The sequence below is a fragment of the Pantoea sp. V106_11 genome (genome assembly GCF_029967885.1).
Lineage (GTDB): Bacteria > Pseudomonadota > Gammaproteobacteria > Enterobacterales > Enterobacteriaceae > Pantoea > Pantoea ananatis.
On sequence record NZ_JASCAK010000029.1, the window covers coordinates 262,434 to 282,825 of the forward strand.

At 55.6% G+C, this 20,392-nt stretch carries 15 protein-coding genes; 13 read left to right on the plus strand and 2 right to left on the minus strand.

The window, feature by feature from the left end; all coding sequences use genetic code 11:
• Positions 1-392: 392 nt before the first annotated feature.
• The 3 genes from QLG08_RS13510 to QLG08_RS13520 are packed head-to-tail and all read left to right on the plus strand — an operon-like array spanning position 393 to position 1,960.
• The gene (locus QLG08_RS13510; RefSeq protein ID WP_013026961.1) at positions 393-722 is read left to right on the plus strand and encodes a YqcC family protein; all 330 of its coding nucleotides are present in this window, start codon (positions 393-395) and stop codon (positions 720-722) included.
• A complete protein-coding gene (truC, locus tag QLG08_RS13515; protein ID WP_019104738.1) occupies positions 722-1,501 on the plus strand; it encodes a tRNA pseudouridine(65) synthase TruC in 780 nt (259 codons plus the stop codon). Before QLG08_RS13510 ends, truC begins: the two co-directional genes overlap by 1 nt.
• Before the next feature lie 12 nt (positions 1,502-1,513).
• The gene (locus QLG08_RS13520; RefSeq protein ID WP_019104737.1) at positions 1,514-1,960 is read left to right on the plus strand and encodes a flavodoxin; all 447 of its coding nucleotides are present in this window, start codon (positions 1,514-1,516) and stop codon (positions 1,958-1,960) included.
• Positions 1,961-2,079: 119 nt separating this feature from the next.
• Here QLG08_RS13520 and garD read toward each other — a convergent pair whose 3' ends face one another.
• A complete protein-coding gene (garD, locus tag QLG08_RS13525) occupies positions 2,080-3,639 on the minus strand; it encodes a galactarate dehydratase (protein WP_019104736.1) in 1,560 nt (519 codons plus the stop codon).
• 511 nt (positions 3,640-4,150) lie between these two features.
• On the opposite strand from garD, the gene QLG08_RS13530 reads away from it, so the two are divergent.
• The 6 genes from QLG08_RS13530 to QLG08_RS13555 all read left to right on the plus strand — a co-directional run bounded on the left by QLG08_RS13530 (position 4,151) and on the right by QLG08_RS13555 (position 11,126).
• Positions 4,151-5,494 carry an MFS transporter gene (locus QLG08_RS13530; RefSeq protein WP_014594458.1) on the plus strand — a complete coding sequence of 448 codons (1,344 nt, stop codon included), beginning with the start codon at positions 4,151-4,153 and terminating at the stop codon, positions 5,492-5,494.
• A gap of 9 nt (positions 5,495-5,503) precedes the next feature.
• The gene (locus tag QLG08_RS13535; RefSeq protein WP_013026956.1) at positions 5,504-6,850 is read left to right on the plus strand and encodes an enolase C-terminal domain-like protein; all 1,347 of its coding nucleotides are present in this window, start codon (positions 5,504-5,506) and stop codon (positions 6,848-6,850) included.
• Positions 6,851-6,860: 10 nt separating this feature from the next.
• Positions 6,861-8,192, plus strand: coding sequence for a glucarate dehydratase (gene gudD / locus QLG08_RS13540; protein ID WP_024471447.1), 1,332 nt, complete (start codon positions 6,861-6,863; stop codon positions 8,190-8,192).
• Positions 8,193-8,238: 46 nt separating this feature from the next.
• Complete coding sequence (gene garL, locus QLG08_RS13545) at positions 8,239-9,009, plus strand: 2-dehydro-3-deoxyglucarate aldolase (protein WP_019104734.1); 771 nt, start codon at positions 8,239-8,241, stop codon at positions 9,007-9,009.
• Between the two features lie 18 nt (positions 9,010-9,027).
• A complete protein-coding gene (garR, locus tag QLG08_RS13550; RefSeq protein ID WP_145033480.1) occupies positions 9,028-9,912 on the plus strand; it encodes a 2-hydroxy-3-oxopropionate reductase in 885 nt (294 codons plus the stop codon).
• A gap of 74 nt (positions 9,913-9,986) precedes the next feature.
• On the plus strand, positions 9,987-11,126 hold the full coding sequence (locus QLG08_RS13555; protein ID WP_014605158.1) for a glycerate kinase: 1,140 nt from the start codon (positions 9,987-9,989) through the stop codon (positions 11,124-11,126).
• A 56-nt stretch (positions 11,127-11,182) separates the two neighbouring features.
• Here QLG08_RS13555 and barA read toward each other — a convergent pair whose 3' ends face one another.
• A complete protein-coding gene (gene barA / locus QLG08_RS13560; RefSeq protein ID WP_026020900.1) occupies positions 11,183-13,912 on the minus strand; it encodes a two-component sensor histidine kinase BarA in 2,730 nt (909 codons plus the stop codon).
• An 86-nt stretch (positions 13,913-13,998) separates the two neighbouring features.
• Here barA and rlmD point away from each other — a divergent pair, with 86 nt between their 5' ends.
• The 4 genes from rlmD to pyrG all read left to right on the plus strand — a co-directional run bounded on the left by rlmD (position 13,999) and on the right by pyrG (position 20,330).
• On the plus strand, positions 13,999-15,318 hold the full coding sequence (rlmD, locus tag QLG08_RS13565) for a 23S rRNA (uracil(1939)-C(5))-methyltransferase RlmD (protein ID WP_014594451.1): 1,320 nt from the start codon (positions 13,999-14,001) through the stop codon (positions 15,316-15,318).
• 32 nt (positions 15,319-15,350) lie between these two features.
• Positions 15,351-17,582 carry a GTP diphosphokinase gene (relA, locus tag QLG08_RS13570; RefSeq protein WP_013026949.1) on the plus strand — a complete coding sequence of 744 codons (2,232 nt, stop codon included), beginning with the start codon at positions 15,351-15,353 and terminating at the stop codon, positions 17,580-17,582.
• Between the two features lie 92 nt (positions 17,583-17,674).
• Positions 17,675-18,463, plus strand: a complete 789-nt coding sequence (gene mazG, locus QLG08_RS13575) for a nucleoside triphosphate pyrophosphohydrolase (protein ID WP_028715728.1) — start codon at positions 17,675-17,677, stop codon at positions 18,461-18,463.
• A gap of 229 nt (positions 18,464-18,692) precedes the next feature.
• Positions 18,693-20,330, plus strand: a complete 1,638-nt coding sequence (gene pyrG, locus QLG08_RS13580) for a glutamine hydrolyzing CTP synthase (protein ID WP_013026947.1) — start codon at positions 18,693-18,695, stop codon at positions 20,328-20,330.
• The last annotated feature ends 62 nt before the right edge of the window (positions 20,331-20,392 follow it).

Sequence of the window (20,392 nt, forward strand, 5' to 3'; positions counted from 1 at the left end):
GTAATTTCTGACGAGAATATCACTCGCGGACAGGATGTCCTGGACAACAGGAGCCGTCAGGATGACGGTAGCCAGGAGGCCGGAACGTAACGGAGTTTACGTCACAAGGAAGGCTTCAGGATGAAGCAGGACACTCTGGATTGAGTTAAAGGACACCTCCAGGACGGAGAATGAGAGCCCCTCAGAAGAGGTGGCGGGCCTGGATGCTAAGGATTTGTCAGGATGATGCGCGAATGGAATTCGCACGGGAAAAGTTGTCACGGATGAGCAGGGAGCACTAACGTAGCGGGAAAGCTGCAAACGAACCGGGAGCACTGTTTAATACAGTGCTCCCTTTTTTTATGCCTGCGGGTTATGCTTGCCGCCCATTTTTATCCGGTCAGAGGTGAAGCATGACGCTGGAACACTTAATTTTGCAACGACTCGAACAGGTCGAAGCGATAATGCGCGAGCACGATCTCTGGCAGTCTGTTGCGCCAGACGATCACGCGTTCACCAGCCAGCAACCTTTCTTCCTTGATACGCTTCAGCCGCTGGAATGGTTACAGTGGGTGCTGATACCGCGCGTTCAGGCCATCATTGGTGCCGGGCAGCCGTTGCCGAAGAACGTCGCGATCGCCCCCTATTTTGAAGTGGCGTTAACGCCCGGGCAGCCCGGTCGTGCCCTGCTGGTGTTGACGTTAAAGCAGCTGGATGCCCTTCTGGAGGATGAGTCTGCCTGATGTTAGAGATCATTTATCAGGATGCGTGGCTGGTGGCGGTGAACAAACCCGCCGGTTGGCTGGTCCACCGTAGCTGGCTTGATCGCCATGAAACGCAGTTTGTCATGCAGACGGTACGCGACCAGATAGGCCAGCATGTTTTCACGGCGCACCGGCTTGATCGCCCCACATCGGGCGTTCTGCTAATGGGCCTGTCCAGTGAGGTGGGCCGCCTGCTTTCCCAGCAGTTTGAGCATCATCAGATGGAGAAGACCTATCATGCCGTGGTGCGCGGCTGGCTGGAAGGCCGCGATCGGCTGGATTATCCGCTTGTCGAAGAACTGGATAAAATTGCCGACAAATTTGTCAGCGACCCCCGCGCGCCTCAGCCTGCGGTGACCGATTACGCCTCACTGGCAACCGTAGAAATGCCGGTCGCAGTGAGTCGTTATCCCACTGCGCGTTACAGCCTGATTGAGCTCAAACCCAAAACCGGACGAAAGCATCAGCTGCGTCGGCATATGTCTCATCTTCGCCATCCCATTATCGGCGATTCGGCCCATGGCGATTTGCGTCAGAATCGGGGGGCGGCTGCACACTTTGGCGCAAATCGTTTAATGTTGCATGCCAGCAGCTTGTCGCTCAGCCACCCGGTGACGGGAGAACCCCTGGTTATTCGCGCCGGACTTGATCTTGTCTGGCAACGGGTAATGGATCAGTTTGGCTGGCAGGCCTGTATGCCGGATGTGCCACGGGTTGAGTTTATAGCTGGCTCAGGTCAGGATAGCGGGACGGAATAAAGGGGAAAAGAAATGGCGAAAATTGGTATTTTTGTAGGCACCGTTTATGGCAATGCATTACTGGTTGCAGAAGAAGCAGAACCGGCATTGCAGCAGCAAGGCCATGACGTAAGGATTTTTGAAGATCCTACGTTAGCCGAATGGCAAAACTATGCGAATGATGTCGCCTTAGTGATTACATCAACCACCGGTCAGGGCGATTTCCCGGATACTATTTCTGGCCTGTTCCATGACGTGCAGGACAAACTGGGCCACCAGCCAGGGCTGCGCTACGGCGTTATTGCCTTGGGCGACAGCAGCTACGAGAATTTCTGCGGTGCGGGTAAGCGCTTTGATGCCCTGTTACAGGAGCATCAGGCTAAACGGGTGGGCGAGGTTCTGCTGGTTGATGCCACGGAACATCCAGAACCTGAATCCGTCACCACGCCGTGGGTTGAGCAGTGGGGCAAGCAGCTCTGATAAGATCAAGGCTGCTATGCTGTTCCGCTGCCGTCCGGATTACACCGGCGGCAGCGGTGTTACGACAACAGGATTCTGCGTACAGCGCGTTCCGTCATTGCCCTGCGCGCCCCCGTTTCTCAGGTTATCGGCGCGGGATTAAATACGGCCAGCTGATTACGAATTCCCCAGCGATCTGACCAGGTTTGCTTTCTGCCACTGGCAATGTCCAGTATCAATTCAAACAACCGCCAGCCAACCTGCTCAATGGTTTCCTCGCCTGTTGCAATCGTGCCAGCATTGATGTCCATCAGGTCATGCCAGCGCTCGGCCAGCGCGTTACGGGTAGCCATTTTTATCACCGGGATTGCCGCCAGGCCATACGGGGTTCCTCTGCCGGTGGTAAAGACCTGCAGGGTGATACCTGAGGCGAGCTGCTGCGTGCCGCACACAAAATCGCTGGCTGGCGTCGCGGCAAAAATCAGTCCACGTCGTGTCGGACGCTGTCCGGGCGACAGAACCTCCACAATCGGGCTTCGGCCTGATTTGGCAATGGAACCCAGGGCTTTTTCCACCACGTTTGCCAGCCCACCTTTCTTGTTGCCCGGTGAGGGATTGGCGCTGCGATCGGTTTTGCCTTGATCAAGGTAGCGGTCATACCATGCCATCTCTTCAATCAGCCGCTGACCCACTTCCTGATTGATCACGCGCGGTGTCAGTAAGTGAATGGCATCGCGCACCTCGGTGACCTCAGAGAACATAACGGTCGCGCCGCTGCGCACCAGCAGGTCGGAAGCAAAGCCCACTGCGGGATTCGCCGTCACGCCAGAAAAAGCATCACTGCCGCCGCACTGCATGCCCACGACCAGTTCCGAGGCAGGGCAGGTTTCACGCTGGCGCTGGTTAAGCCGTTTCAGATGGCGCTCTGCGACCTGGAGGATCTCATCCACCATGGCGCCAAAGCCCACCAGCTTCTCATCCTGCAAACGCACAATATCCTCCTCACCCAGCGAGATGGGTTGCACGTCGGGCGTACCGGTCAACAAGCGCTCAGGTTGTAATTTTTCACAACCCAGACTGACTACCATGATCTCCCCGCCAAAATTCGCGTTAAGGGCCAGGTTGTGGACGGAACGGATAGGAATAACCGCCGCAGGCGCGTTGATTGCCACGCCGCAGCCGTAGAGATGATTTAGCGCAACCACGCCGTCCACATTGGGATAACGGGGCAGCAAATCACGCTCTATCATTTGCACCACATAATCCACCACGCCCGCCACGCAGTGAACGCTGGTGGTAATGCCCAACAGGTTACGGGTGCCCACGCTGCCGTCAGCGTTGCGATAGCCCTCGAAGGTATAACCTTCAAGCGGCGGTAAGTCAGGCGGCACGTTATTCGCCAGGGGCAAACTCTGCAAATCCGGTGCGTCCGGAAGCGCAATGAGTGACTCATCGATCCAACTGCCTTGGGCAATATCACGAACGGCAAGGCCAATAATTTCACCATAGCGCAACACAGGCTGACCCTGAGGAATGGCAACCAACGCCACCTTATGCCCCTGCGGTACATGTTCGGTTAGTGTCAATCCATCTTTAAACGTGGTGCCCGCAGTCAGCCCCTGGCTGTTTACCACAATCGCAACGTTATCGTTTTCGTGAACTTTAATGTAAAGCGGCTGCTCTTTTGAAATGGGGTTCATCGCTCACCTTCCAGTGCGTAGCGCCTTGCTGGTACGGCGCATTCATTATGAGACGTCAGGTGTCACAGGTTCGGTATTTGCCACCGTCAGTATAAGAAGGTGTTACCGCCTGCACATTGTGCAATTGACCTATATTCGGCTGAGAGATGACGCGGTTTTATTATCTTTTTACTAAATCAAGTGAAGATTCTCACAAAGCCGCTTATCAACGCCTGTTTGGGCGTGCTTATTGTGACTTTTTACAAATAACGTGAAACGTCCCGCAGCAGTTTATGCATTAGCCCAAAAAATCATCGTTCATTCACCTTATTCCAGGGTGATGTTCCAATGCCTCACCCAAACCCGCTTCCTATACTGATTTCCGTTTTCCCGATCAGGTTATTCGTCACGACGCATTATCGGTTTGCCATTAAAAAAAATCGCCGTGTTTAACCTACATCTCTCTGATACCCAACGCGATGTGTATGCAGTCAGAGCGAATGTAGCTTTCGCTATATTTCAGGAGTGCATCATGAGTAGTTATCACCAGACAACGGAGGCGGTACAAAAACGGACGAACGCGCGTTACTGGATAGTGGTCATGCTGTTTATTGTGACCTCATTCAACTACGGTGACCGCGCCACGTTGTCTATCGCGGGTTCGGCCATGGCAAAAGAAATTGGCCTCGATCCCGTGGGGATGGGGTTTATCTTCTCTGCTTTTTCATGGGCCTATGTCATTGGGCAAATCCCCGGTGGCTGGCTGTTGGATCGCTTTGGTTCTAAGCGCGTCTATTTCTGGAGTATCTTTCTTTGGTCGTTGTTTACCCTGCTGCAGGGGTTCGTGGACGTGTTCAGCGGCTACACCATCGTCATGGCGCTGTTTATGCTGCGCTTTATGGTCGGGCTGGCGGAAGCCCCTTCATTCCCGGGTAACAGCCGTATTGTGGCAGCCTGGTTTCCGGCTCAGGAGCGCGGCACTGCCGTGGCGATTTTCAACTCCGCACAATACTTCGCGACGGTAATTTTCGCGCCCATCATGGGCTGGTTGACCTCCGCGGTGGGCTGGGCGCACGTGTTCTGGTTTATGGGAGGGCTGGGCATTATTTTGAGCTTTATCTGGCTCAAAGTGATTTACGATCCCTGCGATCATCCCGGCGTGAACAAAGCGGAGCTGGACTATATGGCGGAGGGCGGCGCGCTGATCAATATGGATCAGAAAAGCGAAAAGCAAAAAGTCAGCTTCAGTGATAAGTGGTTCCAGATCAAGCAACTGCTGCAGTCGCGCATGATGATCGGTGTCTACATTGGCCAGTACTGCATCAACGCTCTGACCTACTTCTTTATCACCTGGTTTCCGGTTTATCTGGTGCAGGCAAGGGGCATGTCGATCCTTAAAGCGGGCTTTGTCGCCTCGGTGCCTGCGCTGTGCGGCTTTATCGGTGGCGTGCTCGGCGGGGTGATCTCTGACTGGCTGATGCGCAAAACCGGCTCACTCAATATCGCCCGTAAAACCCCGATTGTGCTTGGCATGTTGCTCTCGACGTCCATGGTGGTCTGTAACTATGTCGAGACGGACTGGGTCGTGGTGCTGTTCATGGCAACCGCCTTCTTTGGTAAAGGGATTGGCGCGCTGGGATGGGCAGTGATGGCGGACACCGCACCGAAAGAGATTAGCGGCCTGAGCGGCGGCCTGTTCAATATGTTCGGTAATGCATCCGGCATTATTACCCCCATCGCGATCGGCTACATCATTGCCTCTACCGGTTCTTATAACGGCGCGCTGGTTTATGTCGGTATCCACGCGTTCGTTGCCGTACTCAGCTACCTGGTGCTGGTGGATAACATCAAGCGCATTGAGCTGAAAACACGCTAAGGAGCCTGCATGAATACGCAATCGACGCCCGTTATTACGACTATGCAGGTGGTCCCTGTGGCTGGCTACGACAGTATGCTGCTCAACATTGGCGGGGCACACAATGCCCGCTTCACGCGCAATATCGTGATCCTGACCGACAGTGCAGGACACACCGGGCTGGGTGAAGCACCGGGGGGCGAAACCCTCTATCAGACCTTGGTCGAGGCCGCGCCGCAGGTGATCGGTCAGCAGGTCGCCCGTATGAACCGGCTGGTGCAGAAGATTCATCAGGGGAATCAGTCCGCCGATTTCGAGACTTTTGGCAAAGGGGCCTGGACTTTTGAGCTGCGCGTCAACGCGGTCGCGGCACTGGAAGCCGCACTGCTGGACCTTCTGGGACAATGCCTGGGCGTGCCGGTCGCCGAACTGCTTGGACCGGGTAAGCAGCGCGATGAGGTGACGGTTTTAGGCTACCTGTTCTACTTAGGCGATCGCCGTAAAACCGATTTGCCTTATCTGACGGGTGAGAAGGCGCAGCATGACTGGTATCACCTGCGCCATCAGGAAGCGCTGAATAGCGAGTCGGTTGTCCGGCTGGCCGAGGCGGCGCAGGATAAATACGGTTTCAAAGATTTCAAACTCAAGGGCGGAGTGCTGCCAGGCGAACAGGAGATCGCCACCGCGCAGGCGCTGAAAAAGCGCTTCCCCGAGGCGCGCATCACCGTCGATCCTAACGGCGCGTGGTGGCTGGACGAGGCGATCGGATTCTGTAAGGGCATGCAGGATGTTCTGACCTATGCAGAAGATCCCTGTGGCGCCGAGCAGGGTTATTCAGGGCGCGAGGTGATGGCCGAGTTTCGTCGTGCGACCGGATTACCGGTCGCCACCAACATGATCGCCACCAACTGGCGTGAAATGAACCATGCGCTGATGCTCAATGCTGTCGATATCCCACTGGCCGATCCACACTTCTGGACGATGAGCGGCGCCGTTCGGGTCGCGCAACTGTGCGATGAATGGGGCTTAACCTGGGGCTGCCATTCGAATAACCACTTTGATATTTCTCTCGCGATGTTCACCCACGTCGGTGCCGCCGCGCCCGGTAATCCCACCGCCATAGATACGCACTGGATCTGGCAGGAGGGCGATCAACGCCTGACAAAAGAGCCGCTGCAGATCCGTCAGGGCAAAATCACGGTGCCAGATGCGCCTGGCCTGGGCATTGAACTGGATTGGGAACGACTCCGCCTGGCAAACGAACACTACAAATCACTGCCGGCGGGCGGACGTAATGACGCCACAGCCATGCAGTACTTGCTACCAGGATGGACATTTGACCGTAAACGGCCGGCCTTTGGCCGGGCCTCTGCTTAAGGGATAACAGATGAATACCACACCAAAAATTACCGCCATGCAGGTCATCCCGGTTGCCGGCTATGACAGCATGTTACTGAACCTGAGCGGCGCACATTCGCCTTTTTTCACCCGCAATATCGTTATCATTGAAGACAACGCAGGCCATACTGGCGTAGGTGAAATCCCCGGTGGCGAAAAGATTCGTCAAACCCTGGAAGAGGCTGCCGCGCTGGTGGTGGGCAAAACGATTGGCGAATATAAAAACATCCTGAGCCAGGTTCGCGCCACTTTTGCCGATCGCGATGCCGCTGGGCGAGGTAATCAGACCTTTGATCTTCGCACCACCATTCACGTGGTCACCGGCATCGAAGCCTCACTGCTGGATCTGCTGGGGCAGCATCTGGGCGTCAATGTCGCCTCGCTATTGGGCGACGGACAGCAGCGCGACAAAGTCGAAATGCTGGGTTATCTGTTCTACGTTGGCGATCGCAACAAGACCTCGCTGGCCTACCAGCATCAGGACAACGATACCTGCGACTGGTATCGCCTGCGCCATCAGGAAGCGCTCACGCCGGATGCCGTGGTGCGGCTGGCCGAAGCGGCCTATGAAAAATACGGGTTCAACGATTTTAAACTTAAAGGCGGCGTGCTGAGCGGCAGTGATGAGGCAGAAGCGATTACTGCACTCGCGAAGCGCTTCCCCCAGGCGCGCGTCACTATCGATCCCAACGGTGCCTGGTCGCTTGACGAAGCCATTACGCTGGGTAAGCAGCTTAAAAACGTCCTCGCCTATGCAGAAGATCCCTGTGGCGCAGAGCAGGGCTATTCGGGGCGTGAAGTGATGGCCGAGTTCCGGCGCGCTACCGGTCTGCCGACGGCGACGAATATGATCGCCACTGACTGGCGTCAAATGGGCCACACGTTGTCATTACAGTCGGTGGATATCCCACTGGCCGATCCGCACTTCTGGACGATGCAGGGTTCCGTGCGCGTGGCGCAAATGTGCCACGCGTTTGGCCTGACGTGGGGTTCGCACTCCAACAACCATTTCGATATTTCACTGGCGATGTTCACCCATGTTGCCGCTGCCGCACCGGGCAAGATCACCGCTATTGATACCCACTGGATCTGGCAGGAAGGCAATCAACGACTGACGAAAACGCCTTTCCAGATTGAAGGCGGCATGGTCGCAGTGCCGCAGGCACCGGGCCTGGGCATTGAACTGGATATGGACCAGGTCATGCAGGCTAACGCGCTGTATCAAAAGCATGGCCTTGGCGCACGTGATGATGCTCAGGCCATGCAGTTCCTGATCCCACAGTGGACGTTTGATAACAAGCGTCCGTGCCTGGTGCGTTAACTTTTTTGGGCTTCCTTCAGGAAGCCCGTTCCACAGGAGTCAAATCATGAGTAATACAGCCTGGCCAAATGAATTCCGTCGCCGCCTGCTGGCAGGTGAAACCCTGATCGGCAGTTGGTGCGCCCTGGCAAGTCCTGTTTCGACCGAGGTGTTAGGGCTGGCCGGATTTGACTGGTTAGTTCTGGATGGCGAGCACGCACCGAACGATATCACCACGTTTGTTCCCCAGCTAATGGCGCTGAAGGGCAGCCGCAGCGCGCCGGTGGTGCGTCCACCCTGTAATGAACCGGTCATCATTAAGCGCCTGCTGGATATTGGTTTTAATAACATCCTTGTTCCCTTCGTCGAGAACGAAGACGAAGCCAGACGTGCAGTTGCCTCCACGCGCTATCCGCCTGCCGGAATTCGCGGCGTGTCGGTTTCCCATCGCAGCAACATGTACGGCACGGTGCCGAATTATAACGCCACCATCAACGACAACATTTCGGTGCTGGTCCAAATAGAAACCCAGCAGGCTGTCGACAACATTGACGCCATCGCCGCCGTTGACGGCGTGGACGGCATTTTTGTCGGGCCGGGCGATCTCTCTGCCGCACTCGGCTATCTCGGGCAGCCGGCCCATCCGGAGGTGTTAACGGTCATCAAACACATCTTTGAGCGGGCAAAAGCCGCCAACAAGCCCAGCGGCATTCTGGCACCGGTGGAAGCCGATGCCCGTCGCTATCTCGAATGGGGCGCAACCTTTGTTGCCGTTGGCAGCGATCTCGGTGTTTTCCGCAGTGCCACGCAGGCGTTGTGCGACAAATTTAAAAAGTAATCATCCAGGAGAAACGACATGAAAATTGGCTTTATTGGCCTGGGCATCATGGGCAAACCAATGAGTAAAAACCTGCTGAAAGCCGGTTATTCACTGGTGGTACGCGATCATAATGCAGAAAACGAAGCCGAGCTGGTGCAGCTGGGGGCGGCCACAGCGGCGAATGCCAAAGAACTGGCGCAACAGTGCGATGTGGTGATCACCATGGTGCCAAATTCCCCACAGGTGAAAGAGGTTTGCCTGGGCGAAAACGGCATTATCGATGGCGCGAAACCGGGCCTGATTGTGATCGATATGAGCTCCATTGCGCCGCTGGCGAGCCGTGAAGTCCACGATGCGCTGGCAGCAAAGCAGATTCACATGCTGGATGCGCCGGTGAGCGGCGGCGAGCCCAAAGCGATTGAGGGGACGTTATCCGTGATGGTGGGCGGCGATAAAGCCGTGTTTGACCAGTGCTACGACATCATGAAAGCCATGGCGGGATCGGTGGTTCATACCGGCGATATCGGCGCAGGTAACGTGACGAAGCTGGCAAATCAGGTCATTGTAGCGCTGAATATTGCCGCCATGTCTGAAGCCTTGTCGCTGGCGACCAAAGCGGGCGTCAGTCCGGAACTGGTGTATCAGGCGATTCGTGGCGGTCTGGCGGGCAGCACCGTGCTGGATGCCAAAGCGCCCATGGTGATGGACCGCAACTTTAAGCCGGGTTTCCGCATTGATTTACATATCAAGGATCTGGCTAACGCGCTGGATACCTCGCACAGCCTTGGTGCGCACCTGCCGCTGACGGCGGCCGTGATGGAAATGATGCAGGCGTTGCGTAATGACGGACAGGGGAGTGCCGACCACAGCGCGCTGGCCTGCTATTATGAAAAATTAGCAAAGGTTGAGATCTCTCGCTAATGCCTTGCCCGGCTTCTGTGGAGGCCGGGCCGATTTCACGCTCTGATCGTTAATTAATACCGCCTGGATTGCCTATGAAAATCGTAATCGCACCGGATTCATATAAAGAAAGTCTTTCGGCCCTGGAAGTGGCATCGGCAATCGAAGCGGGGTTCCGTGAGGTTTTTCCCGATGCCCATTATGTGAAAATACCGGTTGCTGATGGTGGTGAAGGCACGGTGGAAGCCATGGTGGCTGCGACCCAGGGAAAGCGGGTCAGGTTAAAGGTCACCGGTCCGCTGGGTGAACCTGTCGAGGCGTTTTACGGCCTGTCGGGTAATGAAGATACCGCCTATATCGAGATGGCGGCGGCCAGCGGCCTGGAGCTGGTACCGGCAGCGCAGCGGGATCCCCTGATCACCACCTCGTTTGGGACTGGGGAGCTAATTAAAAACGCGCTGGATAAAGGCGTCCGACACATCATTATCGGTATCGGTGGCAGCGCCACCAATGACGGTGGTGCTGGCATGATGCAGGCGCTGGGCGCTCGCTTGCTGGATAAACAAGGCGAGCAAATTGGTCGGGGAGGTGGCGCATTGCCTGACCTGGCAAGCATTGACGTTACCGGACTGGACCCGCGCATTCGGCAGTGCCGCGTTGAAGTGGCCTGCGATGTAACCAATACGCTGACGGGCGATCACGGTGCCTCTGCGGTGTTTGGCCCCCAGAAAGGCGCGACGCCAGAACGGGTTGAGCAACTGGATCGAGCCCTGACACATTACGCTGCGCTTATTCAGCGCGATTTGGGTATTGATGTGCTGCAGATCAGCGGTGGCGGCGCTGCCGGTGGCATGGGGGCTGCGCTGCACGCGTTTTGTCAGGCGGAATTACGCCGTGGGATTGAGATTGTGACGGAAGCGCTGGGCCTGGAGGAGCAGGTAAAAGATGCCGATCTGGTCATTACCGGCGAGGGGCGAATCGACAGCCAGAGCATCAAGGGCAAGGTGCCGATTGGTGTGGCAAAGGTCGCTAAGCGTTTTAATATTCCCGTGATAGGCATTGCCGGTAGCCTGACTGACGATGTCGGTGTGGTGCATCAGCATGGCCTGGATGCCGTATTTAGCGTGCTTTACCGTATTTGCTCGCTGGATGAGGCGCTAAAAGGGGCAGAAAACAATGTCCGTCTCACCGCGCGCAATGTGGCTGCCACAATGAAAATCGCCGGGTTTCACTAAGCGTATTCACGGCCCTTCACCTGACAGGGCCGTTCGTTCTTCCGCAGTATGCCCGGCTAAGGCATGGAGAGGATGCGCCGTGCCTGTCTGGCGACGTTCTCCATTTCATCCTGAAGCTCCAGCAGTTCCGGCTCCAGCGCTTCGATATCGCTTGCCTGATGAAGCTCTTTCTCAAGCTTACGGCACAGTTGTTTCATCCGCGGGACGCCGCTGTAGCTGGCGCTGCCGTGAAGTTTATGAATGATCTCACGCAGGGAGGTCGCGTCGTTGTCGGCGATAAACTGCGCCATTTTACCGTGCACTTCCGGCAGGAATGCCAACAGCATTCGGAGTAAATCCCGCGCCAGATCCGGCTTATTCGCTGCCTGGCGTAATGCCAGCTTCCAGTCCAGCGTGGGTAATATTGGGGGGATCTCGGGCGCCGTGGTGCTCGGGCTGGGCATATAGCGGGCCAGGACCTGAGCGAGCTTGTTTTCATCAATAGGCTTGGCCAGGTAGTCGTTCATGCCGGCCCGGATAAGATGTTCGCGTTCACCGTCAATAGCGTGGGCGGTGACGGCGACTATCGGGGTGGTTGCGTGGTTGGGCAGCGTGCGGATGATCTCGCTGGCCCGAATGCCATCAATATCGGGCATTTGTATATCCATTAAGATCACGTCCAGCACTTGCCTGTGGGCCACACGGATGGCCTGCTCCGCATTATTGCACAGTACGATGTGTTGAACCTGCTCTTCCAGCAGCGCCCCAATCAGCTTGAGGTTCGCGGGATTGTCGTCCACGGCCATCACGGTCAGCGGCAGACGCGGTGAGGCCGATAGTTCGCTGCTGTGACGGGCATGCAGCTCCAGCAGCATCGGCAACAGGCGCGTCTGCGAGACGGGTTTTGCGATGCAGCCATCAATGCCACGCACTTTCAGCTCATCGGCCAGTAACATCATCGGACTCGGCAGCGCCATAATGACCTGGTCGGCGCGCTCCAAAAGCGTATGGATCAGCCTGTCCTCAAGCACCTGCGGCTGGCTGGCGTTGACCGGCATGGCCATTAACACAATGGGATAGCGCGACTGGCTCAGACCCTCCAGGGTTAAACTGTGCTCAACCTGCAACGGCGTGGCACCTAAAATCTCTACCACCGCGCTGGCGACGTCGGGGTTCGCCTCCACATAGGCCATGCGCGTGTTCGACAGTGCATCCAGCACTCGAGGCATACTCGGTGCATTGGGATTGAGGTCTAGTTTAACGCGCACCCAAAAGGTAGAGCCGTGGTTCTGACGGCTGACGAAGGTGATCTCCCCGTTCATTTCCCTTACCAGTTTTTGGGTAATGACCAGCCCCAGCCCCGATCCTCCGTGGCGGCGGGAAATGCTGGCATCCGCCTGGCGAAAGGCCTGAAACAGCTGGGCCTGCTGCTCTTCAGAAATGCCAATGCCTGTGTCGCGAACCTGAATCTCCAGTTCAACATGCGTCGCCGTAATCGTGTGCTGTTCTACCCGTAAATTGATGGTCCCTTTTTCGGTAAATTTAATCGCGTTGCCCATCAGGTTGATCAGGATCTGCTGCAGGCGGAGCGCATCGCCAATCACGTTGTCCGGCACGCTGTTATCGCAGACCACGGTCAACTCCAGCCCCTTCTCATGGGCGGATGGGGCCAGTAAAACCAGGGTTTCATCCAGGGTGGCGCGCAACGGAAAGGGAATGGACTCCAGCATCAGCTTGCCGGCTTCCAGTCTGGAAAAATCAAGCACGTCATTAATGATGGACAGGAGATTGTTGGCCGAGCGCTCAATGGTCAGCATGTAGTCGCGCTGCGTGGTGCGCAGCGGCGTTTTCAACATCTGACGGGTAAAGCCCAGCACGCCGTTAAGCGGCGTACGCAACTCATGCGACATATTTGCCAGAAATTCGGATTTGATACGGGCGGCTTCCTGCGCGCGCTTTTTGGCCAGATCCAGCTCGACGTTCTGAATCTCCAACTGCTCCAGCGTTTCCCGCAGGTCCCATGTGGCCTGATCGATATTGTGCTGCATCTCTTCGTGATAGGCGGTGAGCGACATCGCCATCGCGTTGATACCGTTTTTCAGGATACTCAATTCACCCAGCATATGGCCTTCAACCCGGCTGTCCAGTTGTCCACGGCGAATTCGGTCAACGGTGCTGACCATATTACGAATAGGGCCGGTGACGTCCCGCATCAGGCGATAGGCAAACAGCATGGCAATACACAGGCAGAACAGCAGCATCAGGGTAGCAATAAAAACTTCCCGATATTGCTGTAAGCGCACGGATTGCAGATCCAGCTCTATCGCCACATAGCCCAACGGGTTACCTGCGGGTTTGGCATCCTGACCCGGCAGCTCATCCACGGCGTAACGTTCAGAGATAATCGGCTTGCGTAAGATCAGCAGGTTGCCACTGCCTTCAACGGACACATCCTCAGGCAGCGCGCGAATAGCCTGCTTGCTTTCCAGACTCAGGTTTTGGTGATTATTAGAGGTGACATAAAGCTGATTATTATCGTCGAAAACGGAGATGGCGCGCACGATCCCGGAATGGCGGCGATGCAGTAAACTGACCAGTTCACGCAGCGCGTCACGATTGTGCCATGTCATGCTGTATTCGGTAGAAACCGCCAGCGGTTCGATGATATTGGCCCCGGCATCGATGACCTGGCGCTGCAGCTCATTATAACGATGCACGACAAAAAATGAGCTGAGCAGTAACCCAACCATCAACGTTGGGGCCAAAATTAAAATCATCATTCGCGCCCGCAGGCTGTATTTGGTCATAATAGTCGCCTGCTGTCCGGCATGAACGTCCCTGTGCATCTGCTGAACCTTGTGCACATCGAATCTTAAAGAGAAAGAACCACACTATGGCGCAATTTTACTCCGCAAAACAGCGCGTGACGACCCAACAACGGATCACCGTCACCATTGAAGACCTCGACCCGTTTGGTCAGGGCGTTGCCCGCTACAAGGGCAAAACCCTGTTTGTCTCGGGCGCGCTGCCCGGAGAGCAGGCCGAGGTCACCCTGCTGGAGGATAAACGCCAGTATGCCAGAGCGAAAGCCGTGCGCCTGCTTAACCACAGTCCTTCACGGGTTGCGCCGCGCTGTCCCCATTTTAGCCGCTGTGGCGGTTGTCAGCAGCAGCATGTCGACGAGGCGTTACAACAGCAAAGTAAATCACGTGCGCTGGCACGGATGTTGACCCAGGCAGCGAACCAGCCGGTGGCGGTTGATGAGATCATTGCCGGACCGGCCTGGGGCTACCGTCGCCGCGTCAGGCTTGGCCTGCAGTGGCAGAACAAAACACAGCAGTTGCTGATGGGGTTTCGCCAGGCGGCCACCAACGATCTCGTCGATATCCAGCAGTGCCCCATCATGGTGCCCCAGCTTGAAGCGCTGATTATTCCGCTGCGCAATTGTCTCACTATGCTTAATGCTGTCAAACGCTTAGGTCATGTTGAGCTGGTGCTGGCTGACAACGGCCCGGTGCTGTTATTGCGCCATCTCGATGCATTAAGTACCGATGATATTGCAAAACTGGAACGTTTTTCGCATCAGCACCAACTGATGCTGTTTCTGGATGATGGAAGCGAGACGCTGCGCGCATCTGGCGATCGGCAGCCGTTTTATCATTCTCACCAGCTTGAGCTAATCTTCAGTCCAAAGGATTTTATTCAGGTCAACGATACGGTGAATCAGCAGATGGTGGCGAAGGCCATTGCGTGGCTGGATTTGCAACCTGAAGATCGGGTGCTGGATCTGTTTTGCGGCATGGGAAACTTTACGCTTCCTGTAGGAAAATCGGTACAAAGTGCCGTGGGTGTGGAGGGCGTTGCAGCATTAGTGCAGCAGGCAGAGTATAATGCTGACGTGAATGCGCTAAAAAACGTCAAATTCTTCCAGCATAATCTGGAAGAAGATGTTTCGCGCCAGCCCTGGGCTATGCAGGGATTTAACAAGGTATTACTCGATCCGGCTCGCGCTGGGGCGGCAGGTGTCATGGCACATGTCGTCAAATTATCGCCAGAATGCGTGGTCTATGTTTCGTGTAATCCTGTGACACTCGCACGTGACAGTGAAACATTGCTGTCAGCGGGTTACCAATTGGAAAGGGTCGCGATGCTGGATATGTTTCCTCATACCCGTCATCTCGAATCCATGGTGCTGTTCAGAAAAAAAATATAAGTGTCCGGCAGGGGCGCTGTGCAGGAGAGGATATGGTTGCGGTCAGAAGTGCGCATTTAAATACGGAAGGGGAGTTTGCCCTTGACCAGTGGATCGCCAGTCTTGGCGTTGCTAACCCGCATTCCTGTGATCGCCTTGCTGAAACCTGGCGCTATTGTGAAGCGCAGACTCAGGGGCATCCTCACCAGTCGCTGCTGCTGTGGCGCGGCATCGAGATGGTGGAAATTCTCTCGATGCTCAGCATGGATATCGAAAGCCTGTGCGCCGCATTGATTTTCCCGCTTGCGAATGACGAAGTTGTCAGCGAAGAAGAGCTGGAAAAAACCGTCGGTCCGGGCATCGTTTCGCTGGTGCACGGGGTCCGCGATATGGACGCCATTCGTCAGCTGAAAGCCATTCATAACGATTCAATGGCTTCTGAGCAGGTGGATAATGTCCGCCGTATGTTGCTCGCCATGGTGGAAGATTTCCGCTGCGTGGTGCTGAAGTTGGCTGAGCGCATCATGAACCTGCGCGAAGTTAAAGACGCGCCGGAAGATGAACGCGTACTGGCGGCGAAAGAGAGCACCAATATTTATGCCCCGCTGGCGAACCGCCTGGGCATTGGTCAGCTTAAGTGGGAGCTGGAAGATTACTGCTTCCGCTACCTGCATCCCGACGAGTACAAGCGCATCGCTAAGCTGCTGCACGAGCGCCGCATCGACCGTGAGCAGTACATCGATAACTTTGTCGATAATCTGCGCAAAGAGATGGCAAAAGAGGGCGTGCGGGCCGAAGTGTACGGCCGTCCTAAACATATCTACAGCATCTGGCGCAAGATGCAGAAGAAGTCGCTGGCGTTTGATGAGCTATTTGATGTTCGCGCGGTGCGTATTGTCGCCGAGCGACTGCAGGACTGCTACGGCGCGCTGGGCACGGTGCACACGCTGTATCGCCACCTGCCCAACGAGTTCGACGACTATGTCGCCAACCCCAAACCTAACGGCTATCAGTCCATTCATACCGTGGTTCTGGGGCCCGAGGGCAAAACCGTCGAGATCCAGATCCGTACCCGCCAGATGCATGAGGACGCTGAGCTGGGCGTCGCCGCGCACTGGAAATACAAAGAAGGGCCGTCGTCCAGCCATGCGCGCGGCGCGGCAGGTCACGAAGAGCGCATTGCCTGGCTACGTAAGCTGATCTCATGGCAGGAAGAGATGGCGGATTCCGGCGAGCTGCTGGAAGAGGTGCGCAGCCAGGTATTTGACGACCGCGTCTATGTCTTTACGCCAAAAGGGGACGTGGTCGATTTGCCGGCAGGTTCTACCCCGCTGGATTTCGCTTACCACATTCACAGCGATATCGGTCACCGCTGCATCGGTGCCAAGATTGGTGGCCGCATCGTGCCCTTCACCTATCAGTTGCAGATGGGCGATCAGGTGGAAGTCATCACCCAAAAACAGCCGAATCCGAGTCGTGACTGGCTGAACCCTAACCTGGGGTTCATCACCACCAGCCGAGGCCGCGCCAAGATTCATAACTGGTTCCGCAAGCAGGATCGCGATAAAAACATTCTTGCCGGCCGTCAGATTCTGGATAACGAGCTGAATCAGATGGATATCAGCCTGCGTGAAGCCGAGAAACTGCTGCTGCCGCGCTATAACGTTACCTCGCTGGACGAGTTGCTGGCTGCCATCGGCGGGGGGGACATTCGCCTTCATCAGATGGTGAATTTCCTGCAGGCGAAGCTCAATAAGCCGACGGCGGAAGAGCAGGATCGTGAAGCCCTGCGCCAGCTCACACAAAAATCGCATGCGCCAACGTCACGCAAAGAGAGCGGCCGTGTGGTCGTGGAAGGCGTGGGCAACCTGATGCACCATATTGCACGCTGCTGTCAGCCGATTCCGGGTGACGACATCGTGGGTTTTATCACGCACGGACGGGGCATTTCGATTCACCGCGCCGATTGCGACCAACTGTCTGAGCTGATTTCCACCGCGCCCGAGCGCATTGTGGATGCCGTATGGGGCGAAAGCTACTCCAGCGGCTATTCGCTGGTCGTAAGGGTGACGGCCAACGATCGTAGCGGGCTGTTACGCGATATCACCACCATCCTCGCGAATGAGAAGGTTAACGTCCTGGGCGTTTCAAGCCGCAGCGATACCAAAAAACAGCTCGCCACCATTGATATGGACATCGAGATTTATAACCATCAGGTCCTGGGGCGCGTGCTGTCTCGCCTGAATCAGGTGCCTGACATTATCGATGCCCGCCGCCTGCACTAATCGTCCGTTATCAGGCGCATGTCTTGACCGACGTGCGCCTGGCTGCTTTTATCACCGCTGTTATGCCAACTGAACACCTGAAGGATTTCCCTATGACGTCAATTGATCGCCTGCTGGGCATTATGAAAACCCTGCGCGATCCGCAGCAGGGTTGCCCGTGGGATCGCGAGCAGACCTTTGCCACTATCGCGCCTTACACGCTGGAAGAAACCTATGAAGTGCTGGACGCCATCCAGCGCGAGGACTTCGACGATCTGCGGGGGGAGCTGGGCGATTTGCTGTTTCAGGTGGTGTTTTATGCCCAGATGGCCCAGGAGCAGGGGCGTTTTAATTTTGATGATATCTGCCATGCCATCAGTGACAAGCTGGAACGCCGCCATCCACACATTTTTGCGGACGGCACGGCAGAGAACAGCGCAGACGTGTTAAAAAACTGGGAAGCGATTAAAAGCGCCGAACGGGCAGAAAAAGCCCAGCACTCGGCGCTGGACGATATTCCCAAAGCCCTGCCAGCCCTGATGCGCGCCCATAAAATTCAGAAACGATGCCACAACGTGGGCTTTGACTGGAGCACACTGGGGCCGGTGGTCGATAAGGTGCATGAAGAGATTGACGAAGTCATGCATGAAGCGCAGCAAAGCGTTATCGATCCCCAAAAACTGGAAGAAGAGATTGGCGATCTCCTGTTTGCGACCGTTAACCTCTCTCGTCATTTGGGCAGCAAGGCCGAAACGGCGCTGCAGAAAGCCAACGACAAGTTTGAGCGACGTTTCCGCGCGGTAGAAGCTATTATCAGCGCGCAGGGCCTGACAATGCCGGGGGCGACGCTGGAACAGATGGAGGCCGCCTGGCAGCAGGTGAAGGCAACGGAAAAAAGCTGATTATTCCTGTACCGCGCATAAAGTGTGCGCTCGAGCTTACTCGATTCAGCCTGACGTCAGATTTGTGACGCAGGTCAAAATTTTATTTACCGCTATCCGCTATGTTACCCGCAGCAATGCTTTGGGAGAGGGATGTGATTCATCAATTGTGGCTGATAGCGGTTTCCAGTATACTGTTTTCCCGTCCTGGTTATTCCACCGTCTTTAAACCTAAACTCTCAGGTTCAGCATGACAACGAATTATATTTTTGTGACCGGCGGGGTCGTATCCTCTCTGGGTAAAGGCATTGCCGCAGCCTCCCTCGCAGCCATTCTCGAAGCGCGTGGTCTGAATGTGACCATCATGAAACTGGATCCGTACATTAACGTCGATCCGGGTACCATGAGCCCTACTCAGCATGGTGAAGTGTTTGTCACCGATGATGGTGCCGAAACCGATCTGGATTTGGGTCACTACGAGCGCTTCATCCGCACTAAAATGTCGCGCCGCAACAACTTCACCACGGGCCGTATCTACTCAGAAGTCCTGCGCAAAGAGCGTCGCGGTGACTACCTTGGCGCCACTATTCAGGTCATCCCTCATATCACGAATGCGATCAAAGAGCGCATTCTTGAAGGCGGTGAAGGCCACGATGTGGTGCTGGTCGAAATCGGCGGTACGGTCGGTGATATCGAATCCCTGCCGTTCCTGGAAGCGATTCGTCAGATGGCGGTGGATGTGGGCCGCGAGCATACGATGTATATGCACCTGACGCTGGTGCCTTACATGGCTGCCGCAGGCGAGGTGAAAACCAAGCCGACGCAGCACTCGGTCAAAGAGCTGCTCTCCATCGGTATTCAGCCTGACGTGCTCATCTGCCGGTCCGATCGTGCGGTGCCAGCCAATGAGCGTGGCAAAATTGCCCTGTTCTGCAACGTGCCGGAAAAAGCCGTTATCTCGCTGAAAGACGTCGATTCAATTTATAAAATTCCTGGCATGTTGAAATCACAGGGCCTGGACGACTACATCTGTAAGCGTTTCAACCTGAACGCCCCGGAAGCCAATCTGGCCGAGTGGGAGCAGGTGATTTATGAAGAAGCCAATCCGGGCGGCGAAGTCACCATTGGCATGGTGGGCAAATATGTCGAGCTGCCGGACGCCTATAAATCCGTTATTGAAGCGCTGAAGCACGGCGGTCTGAAAAATCGTGTGACCGTAAACATCAAGCTGATCGACTCACAGGACGTTGAAACCCGTGGTGTCGAATTGCTGAAAGATTTGGATGCCATTCTGATCCCTGGTGGCTTTGGCTACCGTGGCGTAGAAGGCAAGCTAATGACGGCGAAATACGCGCGTGAAAACAACGTGCCTTATCTCGGCATCTGCCTCGGCATGCAGGTCGCACTGATGGAGTTCGCCCGTAACGTCGCCGGAATGGAAGGCGCTAACTCCACTGAATTTGTGCCAGACTGTAAGTATCCGGTGGTGGCACTGATCACCGAATGGCGTGACGAAGAAGGCAACGTGGAAGTGCGTACTGAACAGAGCGATCTGGGTGGCACCATGCGCCTGGGCAGCCAGCAGTGCCAGCTGAATCCGGAAAGTAAGGTTCGCCAGCTGTACGGTTCTGACACCATTGTTGAGCGCCATCGTCACCGCTATGAAGTGAACAACATGCTGCTGAAGCAAATTGAGGCAGCGGGTTTACGCGTGGCAGGTCGTTCAGGTGACGATCAGTTGGTTGAGATCATTGAGATCCCGAATCATCCATGGTTTATTGCTTGCCAGTTCCACCCTGAGTTCACATCGACGCCTCGCGATGGTCATCCGTTGTTTGCGGGTTTTGTGAAAGCAGCACATGAGCATCAGAAGCGTTTAGCGAAATAAGTTTAACGAACAACGCGCGAACTTTTCGCGCGTTGTTTGTCTTAGGATTGACTAACTTGTAC